The 19,191-nt window shown below is 53.3% G+C and carries 15 protein-coding genes; 1 reads left to right on the top strand and 14 read right to left on the bottom strand.

Annotated features, from left to right (window positions below; all coding sequences use genetic code 11):
• Positions 1-176: 176 nt before the first annotated feature.
• The 5 genes from FOA19_RS15555 to FOA19_RS15535 all read right to left on the bottom strand — a co-directional run bounded on the left by FOA19_RS15555 (position 177) and on the right by FOA19_RS15535 (position 9,773).
• Complete coding sequence (locus FOA19_RS15555; protein WP_149091693.1) at positions 177-2,414, bottom strand: ATP-dependent helicase; 2,238 nt, start codon at positions 2,412-2,414, stop codon at positions 177-179.
• A gap of 117 nt (positions 2,415-2,531) precedes the next feature.
• Entirely contained in the window at positions 2,532-4,994 is a 2,463-nt protein-coding gene (locus FOA19_RS15550; RefSeq protein ID WP_149091692.1) for a hypothetical protein, read from the bottom strand.
• A gap of 24 nt (positions 4,995-5,018) precedes the next feature.
• Positions 5,019-6,161, bottom strand: a complete 1,143-nt coding sequence (locus tag FOA19_RS15545) for a DUF4249 domain-containing protein (RefSeq protein WP_149091691.1) — start codon at positions 6,159-6,161, stop codon at positions 5,019-5,021.
• Complete coding sequence (locus tag FOA19_RS15540; protein ID WP_149091690.1) at positions 6,161-8,956, bottom strand: TonB-dependent receptor; 2,796 nt, start codon at positions 8,954-8,956, stop codon at positions 6,161-6,163. The genes FOA19_RS15545 and FOA19_RS15540 overlap by 1 nt, the downstream gene beginning before the upstream one ends.
• 55 nt (positions 8,957-9,011) lie before the next feature.
• The gene (locus FOA19_RS15535; protein WP_223808924.1) at positions 9,012-9,773 is read right to left on the bottom strand and encodes a hypothetical protein; all 762 of its coding nucleotides are present in this window, start codon (positions 9,771-9,773) and stop codon (positions 9,012-9,014) included.
• Positions 9,774-10,147: 374 nt separating this feature from the next.
• On the opposite strand from FOA19_RS15535, the gene FOA19_RS15530 reads away from it, so the two are divergent.
• Entirely contained in the window at positions 10,148-10,723 is a 576-nt protein-coding gene (locus tag FOA19_RS15530) for a DUF3109 family protein (protein WP_149091688.1), read from the top strand.
• 145 nt (positions 10,724-10,868) lie between these two features.
• Here the strand turns inward: FOA19_RS15530 and accC are convergent, their stop codons facing one another.
• The 9 genes from accC to FOA19_RS15485 all read right to left on the bottom strand — a co-directional run bounded on the left by accC (position 10,869) and on the right by FOA19_RS15485 (position 19,148).
• Complete coding sequence (gene accC / locus FOA19_RS15525) at positions 10,869-12,212, bottom strand: acetyl-CoA carboxylase biotin carboxylase subunit (protein ID WP_149091687.1); 1,344 nt, start codon at positions 12,210-12,212, stop codon at positions 10,869-10,871.
• 161 nt (positions 12,213-12,373) lie between these two features.
• Complete coding sequence (gene accB, locus FOA19_RS15520) at positions 12,374-12,865, bottom strand: acetyl-CoA carboxylase biotin carboxyl carrier protein (RefSeq protein ID WP_149091686.1); 492 nt, start codon at positions 12,863-12,865, stop codon at positions 12,374-12,376.
• A gap of 4 nt (positions 12,866-12,869) precedes the next feature.
• Entirely contained in the window at positions 12,870-13,433 is a 564-nt protein-coding gene (gene efp, locus FOA19_RS15515; RefSeq protein ID WP_149091685.1) for an elongation factor P, read from the bottom strand.
• Positions 13,434-13,556: 123 nt separating this feature from the next.
• Positions 13,557-14,555, bottom strand: coding sequence for a beta-ketoacyl-ACP synthase III (locus tag FOA19_RS15510; protein ID WP_149091684.1), 999 nt, complete (start codon positions 14,553-14,555; stop codon positions 13,557-13,559).
• A 35-nt stretch (positions 14,556-14,590) separates the two neighbouring features.
• Positions 14,591-15,532, bottom strand: coding sequence for a phosphate acyltransferase PlsX (gene plsX, locus FOA19_RS15505; protein WP_149091683.1), 942 nt, complete (start codon positions 15,530-15,532; stop codon positions 14,591-14,593).
• Between the two features lie 64 nt (positions 15,533-15,596).
• Positions 15,597-15,791, bottom strand: a complete 195-nt coding sequence (gene rpmF / locus FOA19_RS15500; RefSeq protein ID WP_062544815.1) for a 50S ribosomal protein L32 — start codon at positions 15,789-15,791, stop codon at positions 15,597-15,599.
• A 32-nt stretch (positions 15,792-15,823) separates the two neighbouring features.
• Complete coding sequence (locus FOA19_RS15495; protein WP_149091682.1) at positions 15,824-16,384, bottom strand: YceD family protein; 561 nt, start codon at positions 16,382-16,384, stop codon at positions 15,824-15,826.
• Positions 16,385-16,700: 316 nt separating this feature from the next.
• On the bottom strand, positions 16,701-17,708 hold the full coding sequence (gene pdxA, locus FOA19_RS15490) for a 4-hydroxythreonine-4-phosphate dehydrogenase PdxA (protein WP_149091681.1): 1,008 nt from the start codon (positions 17,706-17,708) through the stop codon (positions 16,701-16,703).
• Positions 17,709-17,711: 3 nt separating this feature from the next.
• On the bottom strand, positions 17,712-19,148 hold the full coding sequence (locus tag FOA19_RS15485; protein ID WP_149091680.1) for a leucyl aminopeptidase family protein: 1,437 nt from the start codon (positions 19,146-19,148) through the stop codon (positions 17,712-17,714).
• Positions 19,149-19,191 lie beyond the last annotated feature (43 nt).

Below are 19,191 nucleotides of genomic sequence, written 5' to 3'. Positions count from 1 at the left end.
AAAGTCAAAATTAGGAATTTTTTGTTCGTATCACGTATCGTGCACCAAGTATCATCACAAAAGAACATCCGTTTTAGGCCTTTTTTTAGAAATGGAGGCCTAAAACGGATTGGATGTTCTCTCTGTATTTGTATTAGCGATGTTCTTGCTACCTGATACCCGCTACGTGCGACGCGTTACGCGTGAATGCGCAGCTTGGCAAAGCTCAGGAGCAGGGTTTTCTCGCCCACGCCTTCAAACTCAATGATGGCTTTGGTAGAATTGCCCTGGGTGTCCATCTTGGTGACGGTGCCAAACCCAAACTTAGGGTGCTCTACGCGCATCCCGGCCGTTAGGTTAGACGTGTCGCTTGGGGTGAAGTCCGCAGGCGGATTGTAGGAAGGGGCCGCGGCAGGTTTTTTGGCCGGGGAGATGAGCTGCGCCACCGGGGTTTTGCGTTGCAATACTTTCTCAAACGGCCCGCGCTCATCGCCAAACTTGAAGTTCAGGAAGGTAGGGTCAATCTCATCAATGAACCGGCTTTTCTCGGCGGCCCGCAGGTTCCCCCACTGGTAGCGGCTGGTGGCGTAGGAGAGGGTCAGCTTTTTCTCGGCGCGGGTGATGGCCACGTAGAACAGGCGGCGTTCCTCCTCCAAATCAGCGCGCGACTGCAGCATCATCTGGCTCGGGAACAGGTTCTCTTCCATACCCACGATGAACACGTTCCGGAACTCCAGACCTTTGGCCGAGTGGATGGTCATCATGGTTACGTACTCACCTTCTTCCTCTTTCTTCGTATCCGTATCGGTGAGCAGGGCGATGTCTTGCAGGAACAGGGCCAGCGAGTTGTCTTCTTTCTCCGGATCGTCCACAAACTCCTTGATCGCATTCAGCAATTCCTGGATGTTCTCGTAGCGGGCCAGTCCTTCCACAGATTTATCAGCGTACAGGTCATCTACCAGCCCAGAGTGCTTGGCAATGTAGGTAGCGGCCTCAAAGGCGTCTTTCTCCTGGGCAATGACCGCGAAGCTCTTGATCTTGGTTGCAAACTCCTGGATGGCCACCCCGGCGCGTCCGCCTACCAACTGGTTCGCGTGGCTCACCACTTCCCAGATGCTGTGGTTGGTCTCGTTGGCCGTGACGATGAGTTTTTCAATGGTCGTATCTCCAATCCCGCGCTTTGGATAGTTGATCACGCGACGCAGGGCTTGCTCATCGTTGTGGTTGATGGCCAGACGCAAATACGAGATCAAGTCCTTAATTTCCTTGCGCTGGTAAAATGACAGACCGCCCACAATTCGGTACTTGATGTTCATCTTGCGCAGGGCCTCTTCCATCGCCCGCGACTGGGCGTTGGTGCGGTACAAGATGGCAAAATCCTCGTAGGAGAGGTGGTGGTTCATCTTCTCCTCAAAGATGGCATGCGCCACCAGTTTTCCTTCCTCGTTGTCAGAGCTGGCTTTGATCACGTCAATGAGCTGGCCTTCCTCGTTCTCAGAGAACACGCTTTTGCGCAGCTGGGCCTTGTTGTTCTTGATCACGCTGTTGGCCGCCTTCACAATGTGCTGGGTAGAACGGTAGTTCTGCTCCAGCTTAAACACCTCCAGCTCTGGGTAATCGCGCTCAAAGTTTAAGATGTTCTGGATATCGGCGCCGCGGAAGGCGTAGATACTTTGGGCATCGTCACCCACCACGCAGATGTTACGGTCCTTCGCAGAGAGTTTGCGGGTGATGAGGTACTGGCTATAGTTTGTATCCTGGTACTCATCCACCATCACGTATTTGAAGATGTGCTGATACTTGTTGAGCACGTCCACGTGGTCTCTAAAGAGCACGTTGGTGTTGAAGAGCAAATCGTCAAAATCCATGGCGCCCGCCTTGAAGCAGCGTTCAGCGTAGATTTTAAAAATCTGGCCTATTTTCGGGCGCAGGGCTGCCTCGTCATCAGCTTGGATGGCCGGGTCTCTGAGGTACTGGGCCACGGAGATCAGTTTGTTTTTGGCCGCCGAGATCCGCCCCAGCACCATGTTGGGCTTGTAGAGCTTATCGTCCAGGTTCATCTCCTTCACGATGTTCCGGATGAGGGTTTTGGAGTCATCGGAGTCATAGATGGTGAAGTGGCTGGGATAGCCAATCTTCTGGGCCTCTGCCCGCAGGATGCGCGAGAAAACGGAGTGGAAGGTTCCCATCCAAAGGTTCTTGGCCTCGGGGCCCACCACTTTCTCAATCCGGCCGCGCATCTCTTTGGCCGCCTTGTTGGTAAAGGTGAGGGAGAGGATGTTGAACGGATCAATCCCCTTTTCCAGCAAATGCGCGATGCGGTAGGTTAGCACCCGGGTCTTGCCCGAGCCCGCACCCGCAATGATCATACAGGGGCCCTCAGTATTTAAAACAGCTGCACGCTGTGACTCATTCAGGAGTTTCAGGTAATCCATGCTCACAAATATTCTTTCTTCAGGGAGAACACAAAATTACGGAATAAAGTCGCATTTCCTGACTCCGTTTTCAGCCTGGTTTCTGAATATCTTGCCCTAAACGACCGGCCCTATTCTCTACAGCGGTTTCTTCACCTCAAAGGAAATTATCTTGCTGCCGGGCAAACCGTCTTTGGTGAGGCCCTGCACCACCACGGTGTAAGTACCGGCCTGGTCCCCGGTGTAGAATTGGGCGGTGGCTTTGCCGGTGGCCTCGGTGGTCAGGTCCGGGGACCAGTAGAGGAGGTTGCGCCAGTCGGGTAGGCGGCTGAGTTTCTGCTCCTCGGTGTCATAAGTAGGGGCGTAGAACTCACGCTGGAGCTGGAGGCCTTCGTATTCCTGCAGCAGGGCGCGCGTATCTACCGGAAAACCGGCCAGGTCGCCCTTATAGGTGGTGTAGCTCACCACGCCGCTAGACACCAGAGAACCGTTGTAGTATTTGCCCGTCATCACCTCCAGTTTCCTGACCTTGAGCGGATCAAAGGCCATGATCTGGTCTATGTCAAAAACCGGTACGCCGTCCAGAAGCACCAGCGGGTCTTCCTGGAAAAACCGGTCGTTGGTCAGGTCCATCACCAGAAAGTGGAACCCATCGCGCCGCTTCCGCACCATCACGCCGGGCACGTACTCCCGCATCACCTCCTCCATTACTTTAAAGCGGGTGAAGTCGTCCAGCAGGAATTGCTGGTCTGGTTTGCCGTAGAAGGAAATGCTGTCAATGCCGGGGGCTTTGAACCGGTTCAGGTTTCGCTCAAAGTAGATGTTCTGGGCCTGTACATCGTGGTGGCGCAGCAGAATGGCTTCTTTCAGGTTCTCGCTGAGGTCCAAGGCATGAAGGTTGTTTTCAGCCTGTTTTTCAGAAAACGGGTTTAAAAGCTGGAAATGGTAGGTGCTGTCTTTAAGCCAATTGGTCTGCACCACTACCTCCTTGGGCCCGAAGAAGTCCTTGGCCTCAAACAACACGGAGCCGTCTGGGGCACTGACACTGCTGTAGAACCGCACGTTTCGGCCCGGTGCCGCCAGGTACGTCCTGATGTCCTTGACGGAGGCGCCGGTGATGCTGTGGGTGACTTTTCCCCGGATCAGGTGCCCGCCGTATTCCGGCACGAATGCGTAATTGGTTATTTGCGGATTCAGCACCTCCTCCCAGGTGAAGCGGCTCCAGCCGTGCGTCAGCATCAGGTTGTCCAGGGCTTCCTCGGCCTGCGGACCGGTTTGGGTGAAGTAAGCCGATGGGTTCTCCACCGTGCCTTTCAGATCTGAGGTCAAGTAGAGGTAGGCTCTGATATCGGCAGGGTCAGTGGCTTGGAGGTTATCGTTGCGGAAAACGGCCAGGGAAAGGTTAGCGGCAGTAGGAGTACCTGGCTTGCTTTGCGTGAGCAAGTCCATGGTGACTTTCTCACGCGGCCCGAACTGGGGCTTGCTCAATGTGGTTTCAATCTCCAGCCCACGGGTGGGAGTGGTAAAGAAAAGACGCTCAGCTACGGGTTTGTGCTGTCCGTTAAAAAGCGTGAAATGCGTGATGCCGGCCGCCATCGAATCTTTCTGCACCGAAAACAAAGCCTTGCCGTTCTGCAGGGTGGCCGTGGCAGCTACCGCTACCGTGCCGCGCGTATGGCCCAAGAGATACAGCTGTTCTGGCTCTTGTTGGTTGCCTTGGGCCGTAATCTGTAACTGACCCGGTTTGCTTTCCTCTACCCTAAGGGAAAATCCCTGTGCCTGCACCTGCGGCAGTTTCTGCCGGATGGTTTTCCCGCCGGCAAACCTCACCACGGCCGTGTATTCCCCGGCACCCGAGGGCGTGAAGCTGAAGTTGCCGATTCCGGATCTTGCAGGCTGGAAACTGGCAACTACTTTCCCTGCTTTGTCCAGCACCTCGCCCTGGAAGGAAGCGCCTTTGCCGGTTTTGCTGTTGGTAGCTTTGAAGGCCACTTTGCTGGGCAGACCCTGCACCAGATTTCCGCCCTCAGGGAAAAACTGAATCGCGTAGGCAGCGGTGTCTGCGGCACTTTTCAAACCCAGTGGCTGGAAGGTGTTGATGATGGTAACGGGCTGCTGGAAATAATAGGCGGGGCTGAAGTTCTTCATCCAGTTGGTATAGGCCCGCACGGTATAATTACCCGGCTCCAGCGTCACCGGCAATACCAACGATCCACTACCGGTGCCTTTTTTTAAGGAGATTTTGCCCTGGAGTACCGGCTTTTGGCCGGCATCCAAGACTTCCACGTAGGCCACTTTGCTCATATCTAAAGGTTGGTGACGCATGCCATCAACGTTGTACACCTTGAACCACATGGTCTCGCCGCAGGCGTAGGCCGGCCGGTCCAAATGCAGGAAGACCTTTTCCTGGAAGGCTTTTTTGCCGTGCTCCTGAAACTCGTAAACCAACCTGGGAAAAGATTTGGTTTGCGCGATGCTCTGGCCCGCAGCCAAGCCTAGGAGGCTTAAAGCGAAGGCGAGTTTATAGCCTGTTTTCCTGAAAGGAGCGCCAAAACGGGTTTTCAGAAATCTGCAGGCCGACAATGATTGTGTATGTTCCATTGGTGAATTCATGCTGACCATTTGTTATTCCCAGTAAGCGGGTTTGGCGGTGGTGCCCAAAGTGCGGCAATCCACGCAAGGTTTAGAAGCTCCCCCGTACCCAATCAATACCCTGTCGTTAGTTATGATGCGGTCTATGGGAATGTTGGATCCACCGCCGAAATACGCGGCTTCCTCGCCCAGGAACACGGTGTCAAAAGAGCAGGCGGGGGAAGGTGCCCGGTAGCTGGGCGGCAACTCAGTATCGGTGACAAAGATTCTTTTCTCCGTGACGGAGGAGACACTCACGTACCCAATGACGGGCTCTTCCGGCGAGGTCAGGCAGCGGATGTTGCCGGTAAGCTGGGTGGGGAGCGGATCAAAGAGGGAACCCAGGCTCTCGGTGTTCTTCCGGAGGGCTTCCCAGTACTCGTATGATTCCTTTGTCTGGGCATACTGCTTTACCAGGATGCTGTATTTGCGGTCCAGTTTGTCTGAGTTGGCGGGGACCTTCACCAGAGGGAAATTGCTCACCACATCTTGGCTCAACTTCAAAGTATTGCCAATCTGGATGCTGGTGGAATTATTGAACCGGTAGCAGAGGTTAATCATTTTATCTGGGGTACGGTCCATGATCTGCCCGTTCACGTACTCAATCACCGAATGGTAGAAAGACAAATACTCCCAAGATTCTTCGTACTCCCAGCGGTAATAGCGGGTGCTGTTCCGGTCATCATGGGTGCTCACTTTTATCTGCAAGCCGTCTGAGGCAGCCTCCCAGGTCACGGCATCAATGGCCGGGGTCTGTTGTACCGTCACATACTCAGAGGCGTATTCTTTTCCTGAGGCCTTGATGAACAGGCGGTACTTTTTGGCTGGGTTCAGGGCCAAGGCGTTGCTGGAATAGGTGCCGGCGGCGATTTCCATTAGCGGGAATTTCTCGCCGTTTTCTTCCTCCACCGTTACGGTGGCGTTTGTTTCCTTTTGAGGTGCGCTGGACTCTGACAGGTTCTGGGTGCGCGACAGCAGGATGGTGGTAGGGCCGTTGCTGTTGATGAAGCCGCTCACTACCAGAAATTTATTGGAGCTTTCAATTACCTCGGGGTTGTAGGGTTCCTCGCAGGCAGCCAGAAAAAGAAGGCAGAGCCAGTAAAAAGCTGTTTTGAGGCTGATTATATGAAAACGCATTAGAATCTGAAGTTATAGGTAATGGTGGGGATGGGCTGCCCGAAGATGGAGAGCTTGTAGCCTTTGATTTTTCCGTTGTCTGACCGGAAGTACACCGAGTAAGGGTTCTTGCGGCCCGTCAGGTTGTACACGGCCAAAGTCCAGGAACTGTGGGCCAGTTTCCTCACCTTGTGGTTTCCCTCAATGTTCATGGCGAAGTCCACGCGGTAATAATCAGGGACGCGGTACTGGTTGCGGTCTGAGTAGAAGATGCGCTGCACGTTGCCGTCGGTGTACTTGGCAATGGGCAAGGTGATGGGCCTTCCGGTGCTGTAGGTGAAATTCAGCGAGGTACTGAACCGCTGGCTGAACCGGTAATTGCTGATGAGCGTGACATCGTGCGGTTTGTCAAAGTTGCTGGGGTACCAGTTGCCCTGGTTGATGATCTCAGACACCGCTGGGTTGTTCAGGCGCACCAGCGTGCGGGAGTAGGTGTAGCTCACCCAGCCGTTGAGCTTGCCGGTGAGTTTCTTCAGCATGACCTCCACCCCGTAGGCTTTGCCCTCAGCATTGGCCACATCGGTCTCAATATGATGGTTGAGGATGATGGTGGCCCCGTTGCGGTAATCCAGGAAGTCCTTCATCTTTTTGTAGTAACCTTCCACCGAGAACTCCACGGTGTTGGCCCGGAAGTTCTGGTAATAGCCCAATGCTACCTGATCGCCCACCTGCGGCCGGATGTTCGCATCGCTCAGTTTCCAGGTATCGGTAGGGGACATGGTAGCCGTATTGGAAAGCATGTGGATGTACTGGCGCATCCGGTTGAAGCTCATCTTCACCGAAGAATGGTCCGTAAGTCCAAACCTAGCCGACAGCCGGTACTCGGGCCCATGATAAGTTGCCAGCGACTTGCCTGATCCGTAGGAAAGCGTGTCCAGGATGCTGCTTTCCGTTTTGGGCACGTTAGGCGCATAAAGGTAGGTTTCCCGCGGCCCCAAAGCGTTGAACATGGAATACCGAAGGCCCAGGTACAGCGAGAACCGCGGCGAAATGTCTATCTGGTCAGAGACGTAGACCGCGCTCTCCAGGGCTTTCTCGCGTTGCAGCACATCCGGGGTAATCAAGGATTCAGAGCCCACTGGCTGCAGACTGCCCGGCGACACGTTATACAGGATGGAACTGGCCCCGAAGTCAACGGTGTGTTTGCTGCTCAAAAAGTAGTTGAAATCGGCTTGGAGGTTCACCTGGTTCATTTCAAAAGCCATTTTCGAGGCGTTTACCGGGTTATTTTCGGCATTCACGCCATAACCGTAGTGGCTGTAGCCACCGGTAAGCACACTGTACAGCTTGTTGTGGAAGATATGCTTCCATTTTACGCTCGCATTCCGGTTAGTGAAGTTGTACAGGGAGTCGCTGCCCAACCGGAACTTGTCTTTGCTGAAGTACCCCGAAAGGTACAGCGTGTTCTTGCTGTCGAACTCGTGGTTGATCTGGGCATTGAGGTCGTAGAACGAGGCTGAGCTTTTCTTGAACGTCTCCTGGGGCAGCTTCTTTAACAGCCAGTCTGAATATGTGCTTCGGCCGGCCACCAAAAAAGAGGTTTTGTCTTTGCTAATGGGGCCTTCCAAGGTCAGGCGGCTGGTTAGCAGCCCGATTCCACCGGAACCAGCCAGCTTCTTCTTATTCCCGTCACGGGTGGTCACCTCCAACACCGAGGAAAGGCGTCCGCCGTACCGGGCCGGGATGTTGCTTTTGTGTAGTTCCACCGCTTTCACGATATCGGGGTTGAAAGCCGAAAAGAACCCGAACAAATGCGAGGGGTTGTAAACGGTGGCATCGTTGAAAAGTATGAGGTTCTGGTCGGTGGAGCCGCCGCGCACGTTCATGCCCGTGCTGCCTTCTCCCACCGATTTTACCCCCGGCAAGGTGAGCACCACCCGCAGAATATCGGTCTCCCCGAAAGCCGTCGGCACCTGTTTGATGGCGCGCATGTCCAGGCGCTCCATGCCCATCTGCATGCCGGCCACGTTGCGGTCTTTCTCGGCCTCTACCAGCACCTCTTTCAGGGATCGCACGTCTTCTTCTACCTCAATGTCCAGCTTTCCGTCTGAATAGATAGCCAGGCGGCGTTTAGAGTTCTTGATCCCGATGCCCCTGATGAGCAGTTCGTGTTGGCCTACGGGCAGGGTGAGGGAGAAGTATCCATACTGGTCTGTGGTGGTGGCCAGTAATGGCGACTGTATGTACACCGAGGCCCCGATAATTGGCTCCCCGGAGTTGGCATCGCGGAGGTGACCGGCCAGGTTGGCGTTTCCGGTGGCGTTTTCGCGTTTTACCCCAATTTCATAGAGTTTGGCCTCTGAGACGGCTTTCTTCCGGGATGTTTCCCCAGCTACGTACGGCTTGGTGTTTGCGCCCGCTGCGGCCAGACGTTGCCCACTGCTGTTTATTGGTGTATCTCTTCTGAAAAAGCCATCAGGCAGATTGGCCATAAAGTCCTTGCCTTGGGTCAAGAGCACATGGCCCTGCTCTGTGATGGCGAATTTCAGGTTGGTGCCGCTTACTGCTTTCTCCAAAATACTGCTCAGCGGCTGCTGCGTGGCCTGCACCGAAACCAGGAAGCTATCCACCGTCTCGGGTTCAAAATAGAAACGGTACTTGCTTTGGGCTTCCACCGCCTTAATCAAATCCTGGAAAGGGGCTTGCTTGAGGTCCACCGTCAGGAACGTCTCCGGGACAACCTGGGCGCTGCAAACCGTTTTCCCCGACAGGAGCAACACTAAAAGGAAAAACGCGATGCGGTAAAGGTGATTCATACAAGCAAAAGGGGAGAGGGAAAAGGTCTTAGCGGTGAAGGAACTTAGGTTCATGTTATTTCTGGAGGGCGTCATACTGTAGCACAAGGGCCAGGAGGGAAGCTTCCCTTGCCTTCCGGAAGTTCAGCTTCTGGGCACGGGCGTACTTCTTCAGCTCTTTCTTTTTATCGCCAAACACCTTGTACACCGATTTACCGCCGCTAACCTGGTGATAGCCATTGCCTTTCTTCACAAAGAACTTGTCCTCCACATCATAATGCTCCACCTCCTTCATTTCCTCAATGGCAAAGGTCCTCAGCTTTATTCTTTTGGCTAGCAGTTTGGTGTTGCCGTCGTGGAGTACATCATAGAACCCCACAGGTAGGGCGGAATTACTGGCAGAGTCCTGCGCCGTCACGGCTACAAACAGGTGTTTACCCAACACAAAAGCATCTACTTTCTCCTGGATCAATTTCTGCATCAAGAAGCCGTTGGAAACAATCACCACCTGGTCTAAAACCAGATCATACAACATGGGCACGTCATGGTACCAGGAACCATCATAGAGCACGCTGCCCGGGGCTTTCTGGTCTTGCAGAAAGAACTGATGCCCCACGCGGTTCACCTTGCGGTAGTCCACGTACTCGGGTCCGTTCAACAGGTGCGACTCGGTTTTGGTGGCCTGCCGGTAAAGGCTGATGGGGTAGCTGGGCTGGTTTTGCGGGGTAGGGGAGGCAGATTGGACGGTTTGAGCCAATCCATCAAAAGAAACGGCGAAAAGAAGGAGCGCAAAGAAAAGTAGCTTCACCTTCAGTATAGGCAGCAGGGCAGGGGGCATCTGAACAAAATCTATATATGAAAACCCAATCTATCATTTTTAAACCACAAAATCATCTTAGTATAGTTAAATGATAAATGAGTGCCATACTTGGTAGGAAAGTCATAAGACCGCAGGGTGTATTATAGCTGGAACTTGGGTAAGGTGTCACGGTATTTACCATGGCTAACACAGTTTGCGGTAATTCAATTTGGCTGAATGTTACCAATCTGTGGCCAAGGCTGAACCAAAGGAGGAGCCAGGTTTCCGTTTTGACCTATTTGCTACAAAAGAGGCTGAAAACGCTCTTGGCAATGGCTTTAATATTCTTATTCCCTTTTTGCCCCCGAACTTAAATAGCGGTACTTTTGTCTTTCTGCTGTAAGAATTAGCTCATGATTGTACTACAAAATACTGTTCTCTCAGATGACCTCAAAGACAAGTTCTTTGTCTGTAATCTGGAGAAATGCAAAGGCGCCTGCTGCGTGGAAGGTGACCTGGGCGCCCCCCTTGACAAAGACGAACTGCCCCTCCTAGCCGATGCCTACGAACACGTAATGCCTTATATGTCTCAGGAGGGCATTCAAGCGGTTAATGAACAAGGCCTATTTGTGGAGGACTTTGAAGGCGACTACAGCACGCCCACCATCGGGGACCGCGAGTGCGCCTACGCCATCTATGACGAAAACCTCACCCTCAAGTGCGCCATTGAACAGGCCTACCTGGACGGTAAAATCTCCTGGAAGAAGCCTATCTCCTGCCACCTATATCCCATCAGAATCACCAAGTACGATGGTTTTGAGGCTTTGAATTATGACCGCTGGGAAATCTGCAACCCGGCCTGTTCCTTCGGGCTAGAGTTAGGCGTGCCCGTCTACAAGTTCCTGCGTGAGCCGTTGATCCGGAAATATGGGGAGCAATGGTTCAATGAACTGGACGAGATGGTTGCCAAAGAATCTATGGTGAAATAAGCTTTCCCTTATATGTAAAACCGCCCGTTTTCAGCTTGTTTTCTTAAAATAGGCTAGAAACAGGCGGTTCTTTTTGACGGTAAGCCGTTTATAAAGCAGAAAAGCAGCCCATGAGGCTGCTTTTCTGCTTTATAAACGAACGTTCCTAAACGTTCGCAAAATCGTAGGTATCCAGGTAGCTGGTGGTAAAATCACCTTCGTTGAAGTTTTTGTCGTCCATCATGGCCAGGTGGAAAGGAATGGTGGTTTTCACGCCTTCAATCACAAACTCACTCAGAGCGCGCTTCATCTTCACTATGGCTTCCTCCCGCGTCTGCGCACTCACAATCAGCTTCGCGATCATAGAGTCATAGTTGGCCGGGATGGTGTAACCCGCATATACGTGCGTGTCTACGCGAACCCCGTGTCCGCCGGGGATGTGCAGCACGTTGATTTTACCGGGGCTCGGGCGGAAACCTGCTTTCGGGTCCTCGGCGTTGATGCGGCACTCAATGGCGTGCATTTGCGGGTAGTAGTTCTTGCCTGAGATGGGAATGCCAGCGGCCACCTTGATCTGTTCTTTGATCAGGTCATAATTCACTACTTCCTCGGTGATGGGGTGCTCCACCTGAATACGGGTGTTCATCTCCATGAAGTAGAAATCCTTGTGCTTGTCCACCAGGAACTCAATGGTACCCACGCCTTCGTAGTTAATGGCTTTGGCGCCGGCGATGGCCGCCTGGCCCATGCGCTCGCGCAACTCATCTGAGATGAACGGCGAAGGGGTTTCCTCAATCAGTTTCTGGTGACGGCGCTGGATGCTGCAATCACGCTCAGACAAGTGGCAAACGGCACCGTACTGGTCCCCCACAATCTGAATCTCAATGTGACGCGGCTCCTCCACGAATTTCTCCAGGTACATGCCGTCGTTGCCAAAAGCGGCTTTGGCTTCCTGGCGGGCATCGTTCCAAGCTTTGTCAAACTCATCGGCCGATTTGATGATGCGCATGCCGCGTCCACCGCCACCCGCCGTGGCTTTGATAATCACCGGATATTTGATCTTGGCCGCCAATTTCTTGCCTTGATCGGCAGAAGCCAACAAACCCTCAGAACCTGGGATGGTGGGCACGCCGGCTTTCTTCATGTATTCCTTCGCGGAGGACTTATCTCCCATGGAGTTGATCATCTCCGGGGTTGCGCCAATGAACTTGATGCCGTTTTCGGCACAGATTCTGGAAAACTCGGCATTTTCAGAAAGGAAACCGTAGCCCGGGTGAATGGCATCGGCGTTGGTGATCTCCGCGGCCGCAATCAGGTTAGGGATGTTGAGATAAGACTGGGAAGACGGAGCAGGGCCGATACACACCGCTTCATCCGCGAAGCGCACGTGCAGGCTTTCCTTGTCGGCGGTAGAATAGACGGCTACCGTTTTAATTCCCATTTCTTTACAAGTCCGGATAACCCTCAGCGCAATTTCGCCACGGTTGGCAATCAGTATTTTTTTGAACATGTAGTTTAATGTGCTAATTGTTGGATGTGCTCATGTGCTAATGATTCATAAAAATAATGTGCTGATAAACCAATGATTGGGAGGAAGGAAGTATAAGATTGATCTTAAAGCAATCCCTCCGCACAAAAATTAGCACATCAGCACATTACAGTTTTAGCACATTAGCTAGGATCTACCAAGAACAACGGCTGGTCGTACTCCACCGGGCTGGCGTTGTCTACCAGTACTTTTACAATGCGGCCAGATACCTCAGATTCAATTTCGTTGAACAGTTTCATGGCTTCAATGATGCAGATCACCTGGCCTTTTTTCACCTCGTCGCCCACGTTCACAAACGCCGGTGACTCTGGGTTGGCAGAGCGGTACAGGGTACCAATCATGGGCGCTTTGATGGTGATGTATTTGCTGGTGTCATCAGCGGCGGGCTGGGCCGGGGCGGCTGGCGCAGCAGGAGCGGCAGCCGGAAGCGGCGCAGGGGCAGGCAGGTGCGGAGCAGGCGCCTGAGGGGCCGGAGCACCACCTTGCACAAACTTCACTTTCTGGCTCGCCTCGCGTTCTACAGAGATCTTGAACTCTTCTGTCTCAATGTCAACTTTGTTCAGGCCCGATTTCGCGATGAAATCAATCAGTTCTTGGATTTCCTTTGCTTTCATAGTTTTATTTTACTCGTTCGGCGTAGGTATAGGTACGCGTATCTACCTTGATTTTTTCGTCTTGCCCAATAAACAAGGGAACCGAGATAGTCGCGCCTGTTTCTACAGTGGCTGGTTTAGAGGCGTTGGTAGCGGTGTCTCCTTTGATGCCGGGTTCTGTATACGTAATAGTGAGCTCTACATACGTAGGAAGTTCGGCGGTCAGCGGAGTTTCGGTTTCGGCGTGGAACAGGATGGTCACTTCCTGGCCTTCTTTCATCAAGTCAGCGAAAGGTACCAGTTTTTCATTCAAAGTCACCTGCTCAAAGCTATTCATGTCCATGAAGTTGTAGCCATAGTCATCTTTGAAGATGTACTGGTGCGGGCGCTGCTCCACGCGGGCCGTGGTTACTTTCACACCGGCGGTGAAGGTGTTGTCCACCACTTTGCCGGTTTTGATGTTCTTTAATTTGGTACGGACGAAGGCTGGACCTTTGCCGGGTTTCACGTGCTGAAACTCGGAGATGAGCCAGAGGTCACCGTTAAATTCAATGCAAAGCCCGTTGCGGAAATCAGCGGTAGTTGCCATAGTTTGTAGTGTGTTTCGGTTTAAGATGCCTGCGGGTTTCTCCCGATTGGACATAAAAAAATTCGGCCAAAGATAGCCGAATTTTTTGATCTATTTTAGAAAAGTGCCTTAAAAACGAGGCGATTACTTGGGGTCATAGGCCCACTTCAGATAAATGGATCCCCAGGTGAAACCACCGCCAAAAGCGGCCAGAATCACGTTGTCGCCCTTTTTGAGTTGGTCTTCATACTCCCACAGACACAAAGGAATGGTGCCGCTGGTGGTATTGCCATATTTCTGGATGTTGATCATGACTTTATCAGGGCCCACGCCCATGCGGTTGGCGGTGGCGTCAATGATGCGTTTGTTTGCCTGGTGCGGTACAAGCCAGGCAATATCGTCGGCGGTGAGGTTGTTCCGTTCCATGATCTCGGCAGACACGTCGGCCATGCCTTTCACCGCAAACTTGAATACCTGCTGGCCTTCCTGGAACGCGTAGTGCTCTCTTCTGTCCAGCGTTTCCTGCGTGGCCGGACGGCGCGAGCCACCGGCTTTCATGTGCAGGAACTGGGCGCCGCTTCCGTCAGACTTCAGGATGCTGTCCTGTACGCCAAGTCCCTCGGTGTTGGGCTCCAGCATCACAGCGCCGCCTCCGTCCCCGAAGATGATGCAGGTGGCGCGGTCTGTGTAGTCTACAATGGCCGACATTTTATCAGCACCCACGATGATGACTTTCTTGTATTTGCCGGTCTCCACGAACTGGGCACCGGTAGCCAGCGCGAACAGGAACCCCGAGCAGGCGGCCTGCAGGTCGTAGCCAAACGCGTTCACGGCACCTACCTCAGCGCAGATGATGTTCGCCGTGGCCGGGAACACCATGTCTGGGGTAGTGGTAGCGCAGATGAGCAGGTCTACTTCCTCTGGCTGGGTGTTGGTTTTCTTAAGGAGGTCCAGAACGGCCGGAATGGCGATCTGGGAGGTGCCCTGGTCTTCGCCCTTCAGGATGCGTCTTTCTTTGATTCCCGTGCGGCTAACGATCCATTCGTCGTTCGTCTCTACCATGGTTTCCAACTCCTGGTTGGTTAACACGTACTCGGGGGCATATCCGCTCACACCGGTGATCGCGGCGGTAATTTTGCTCATATCGTTCTGAAGGAAAGTCTGGTGAAGGGGCGCACCTAGGCGCTAAAGTGTTTCTTGAATTTTTCTGAAATATGCGACTCCGCCATCTTATTGGCCAGGTGCAGCATATTGCAGATAGCGGTAGGGCTGGAGACGCCGTGTCCAATGACCGCATTGCCATTGACGCCCAGGATAGGGCTGCCGCCTACCGCCTCATAGTTGAAGCGGTCAAAAAATGGATCAGACATCTTTTTCTCCTGCAGGATGTCATAGATAGACTCTGCCATTTTGAGGAGCACGTTACCGGTGAACCCGTCACACACAATGACGTCGGCCTTGTCGTTGAACAGGTCGCGTCCTTCAATGTTCCCGATAAAGTTGATGGAGGTGTTTTCTTTGAGGAGCTTGTACGTGGGTTGGGTCACCATGGTGCCTTTGCCTTCCTCTTCGCCCAGGTTCATGAGGCCCACGCGGGGCTTCTTGATGTCCAGGAGGTATTTTGCGCAGATAGAACCAATTTCGCCAAACTGCTCCAGAATCTCGGGTTTGCAGTCGGCAATGGCGCCTACGTCCAGCATGACGCCGTACCCGCCCGTGAGCTTTGGTACAAAACTGGCCAGTGCTGGCCTTAGAATGCCCTCTACCTGCTTCACGCTGAAGACCGCGCCTACCAGCATGGCCCCGGTGTTGCCGGCGCTGCAGAAAGCGTCTACCTTTTTGGTTGCCAGCATGCCGTACCCTACCGCAATGCTGGAGTCTGGTTTTTGGGTGAGGGCTTTGGTAGGGTGTTCACCCATCCCAATTACCTGGGATGCGTGAACAACCTTTACTCTGGAACCTTTGTAGCCGTGCTTTTGCAGGAGTTTATGGATAGTATCTTCGTCTCCAATGAGGAAAATCTCAACCTTATCCGTCAAAGTCTCAGCCGCTAAAAGTGCGCCTTCTACAACTGCTTCGGGGGCGAAGTCGCCTCCCATTGCATCCAGAGCTATTTTCATGTAAAGCGTGTTTCGTAAATTATCCTACAAGTAACTAAAATAAAGCCTGTCTAGGCAAGCTTTACTAGGCAACAGAGGTATAATTTTTGATGGCCACTTTACCGTTGTGGTACAGATCGCCGTCTACCACGTACGCTCTGTGGTATTGGTGCACCTCGCCGGTGTTAGGGCAGATAGAAATCGCTTTTGGAGTGATTTTGTCGTGCGTTCTTCTCTTATCTCTTCTGGTTTTGGAGATTTTTCGCTTAGGATGTGCCATCTCAGGTAATTATTACAAAATTGGTTATAAACTTATTTTAACTTTTTAAGGGCGGCGAAGCGCGGGTCTACAGGACCGTCCTCGTCATCATCGTCATTGCCGTCCTCATCATCTTCGTCAGAGCCGGTAGAGTAGATCAGCAGGCCTTCTGCCTCTGGGTCATCCTCTCTCTCTTGGTCTTCTTCTAAAAACCTGGGGGCCAGTTTCTTCATGGGTACCGCCAAGCCAATGTAATCATACAGGTGCTGGGCGATGTTGATGTACTGGGTGTCAGGGGTAACCTGCAGCACGTTCACATCCAGTTCCAAATCCTCCGGACCGTAGCGTAGGAGCAGGGTTTGCTCTACTTCCAGGGGATGCTCAAATTCCTCCAAGCTCCGGTCGCAGGTCAGGCGAACCGTTCCCTTGATGTGGAAATCGAACTGCAAAAGAAGCTCCGACTTATGCAGCACTACCTCTGCCTTTAAGTTGCCTCCCAGGATCAGCTCCTGCTCAAACAACTCAAAGAAGCGGTTGTCCAACTCAAACTCATAGCTATGGCTTTTGTTGCCAAGCTTCACGAGGTTGATATCGTATTTTTTAATCTCCTTCACGTTGCCTCTTTTTTTGCAAGTCGCAAAATTAGCAAGAATATCTGAATTATAAAATACAAATGCCTTTTTTGCACTGGTTAATAAATAGCCGTTTCGGGCTTGTCTCGGGGAAAACAGCACTTAAACAGGAGTAGTTCATTGTGAGCAAGATACCTTGGGGCACTTGGCTTTTCCGGAGTTCTCCCGTCAGTCATACGGCTTTTATTCGCAAATAGCCGACTTGATTTCTAGACCTTGGTCCTTCACACGAAAGCGTTTCAAAGCAGTTTTACAGAAAACAGCCCCGAAACGCTTTTGGGTTACTTATTATATATGCTTACACGCCTGTACGGGCTCGTAGGATGTCCACGGCAGCAAACAAGGCCTCGCGGAACGAGGTCTCGTCGGCCCGGTTCTGGCCGGCGATGTCATAGGCGGTGCCATGGTCAGGGGAGGTGCGCACAATGGGCAGCCCGGCGGTGAAGTTCACGCCGCGCTCAAACGCCAATGTTTTAAACGGAATGAGTCCCTGGTCATGGTACAGCGCCAGCGTGGCATCGAACTTCTGGTAACTGCGCGTCCCGAAGAACCCATCGGCCGGGAAAGGGCCGAACACCAGGTTGCCTTTGTTCTTCAACTGTTCAATGACCGGAATTACGATCTCGGTTTCTTCAGTGCCCAACAAGCCGTTCTCGCCGGCGTGCGGGTTCAGGCCCAGCACTGCGATGCGGGGTTTCTGGATACCGAAGTCCCGGCGCAGGGAGTTGTCCAGGATGGTAAGCTTGCGGATCAGCAGTTCCGGGGTGATCTGGTTCGCGACCTCTTTCAAAGGCAAATGCCCTGTCACGGTAGCTACCCTGAACCCATCGGCTACCAGGAACATCAGGCTCTCTGGTGCATTGAAATAGGTGGTGAAGAACTCCGTGTGGCCCGGGAACTGGAAGCCTTCGCCCTGGGTGTTGTCTTTGTCAATAGGAGCCGTTACCACCGCCTGGATGTGGCCGTCCTTCAGGTCCTGGGCAGCACGCAGCAACGCCGCGCGGGCCAAGGCACCGGTGGCAGGAGTAGGCGTACCCGGCGTAAACTCAATCTCCTCTTCCACGCAGTTGAGTACGCTGGTCTTTTTGGGGTGCAGCTGGTCAAAAGACTGAATGGTCTGGAAATTGAAGTTCTCCAGCCCCAGCAGCTTACGGTATTTGTTTACCGCCGAGGCGGAGCCATATATAATTGGGGTGCAGTAATGCAGCACCCGGTTATCAGAAAGGGTTTTCAGTACAACTTCCGGCCCAATGCCGCTGATATCTCCTATGGTAATCCCTATGCGGGGCTTGGTCTTTTGCTCCATTGATTAAGCGGTGGCTTGTGAGGTGAGGAAATGGTACAGCAACCGAACGCTGCTGCCGGTGGCGTGCTTGCCGCGGTAAGAGTCTGGGCTGAGCAGGTACGCCGTACCCGCGATGTCAAGGTGCACCCACGGATAGTTAGTGAAATACTCCAGGAACTTGCCCGCCGAGATAGCGCCCGCTTCGGCTCCGCCGATGTTCTTGAGGTCCGCGATGTCTGATTTGAGGTGCTCCTGGTATTCTTCCCACAGCGGGAACTCCACCAAGCGCTCGTGCGCCAGTTCCCCGGCCAGTTTCAGGTCTGTTTTCAGCAAATCGTCGGCGGTACCCATCATCACAATGCCTTCCCGTCCCACAGCTCTAGCGGCGGCTCCGGTGAGCGTAGCAATGTCAATCACTAGCGCTGGGTTGTAACGCTTGGCGAAGTGCAGGGCATCGGCTAAGATGAGGCGGCCTTCGGCATCGGTGTTCAGGACTTCCACAGTGTGGCCGCTGTGCATGGTGATCACATCGCCCGGGGCGAAACCTTTGCCGCTGATGAGGTTATCGGTGGCCGGAATGAGCCCGATCACGTGCAGCGGCACTTTGTTATGCGCCAGGGCATACAGCGTCCCGGTCACGGCAGCCGCGCCAGACATATCGGATTTCATGTAGTCCATGGAATTGGGCGTGGGCTTTAAGCTTAGGCCGCCGGTGTCGTAGACCACGCCTTTGCCTACCAGGATCACCGGTTGCGCGTTGGTGGCGTTCTCGGGTTTCCACTCCAGGATGTTGAAGGTGGGCGACTCGTCAGAGGCCTGGCTCACGCTTAATAATCCGCCCATTTTCAGGGATTGAATCTGCACCAGATCCAGCACCTCCGTGGTAACCCCAGAACCGTCCAGCATCTCCTGAATCTGCTCGCTCAGAAGGGTTGGCGTCTGCATGTTGGGCGGGGTGTTGATGAGGTCGCGGGTTTTGTAAACCGCTTCCAGTAAGTTGGCCAAATCGGTTACCTGGGTCTGCGACACGCCAACGCCTGTGATAGTGACCGTGGTCAACGTAGGAGGGGTGGCTTTCTGGGTTTTGTACCGCTGGAAAGAATAATTGCTCAGCACCAGGCCCTCGGCCACAAACAGGGAGGCCTCACCGTCAGCGCCGTCCAGTAGCACCACGTGGTCCACTTTGTCGGCCTGTAGGCGCTGGTGCAGGGCGTTTCCGGCTTTGCGGAGGGCTTCCTGGGTTTCGGTGCCTTTGCGTTTGGGCTCCGTAACCACCAGGTACAGCTGGTGCGTGAATTTATTGATGCCCACCAGGGTGCTTTTCAGCTCCAGTTGGCGGTGGATGTACGTTAGCTCATCGGCGGAGAAAAGTTCCTCGGGGAGATGCTCGCGGCCCGGCACCAGCACGGCGGTACTGGTATTCGCGGGTAATGTTGCAGCGTAGGTCAGTTCTGTGCGCATAAGATGTGTATCTTTGAGCTGCAATATAGCCTTAACAAACGGA

The organism is Rufibacter hautae, assembly GCF_008271695.1.
GTDB classification, from domain to species: domain Bacteria; phylum Bacteroidota; class Bacteroidia; order Cytophagales; family Hymenobacteraceae; genus Nibribacter; species Nibribacter hautae.
This window is presented reverse-complemented; position numbering and strand designations above follow the sequence as displayed.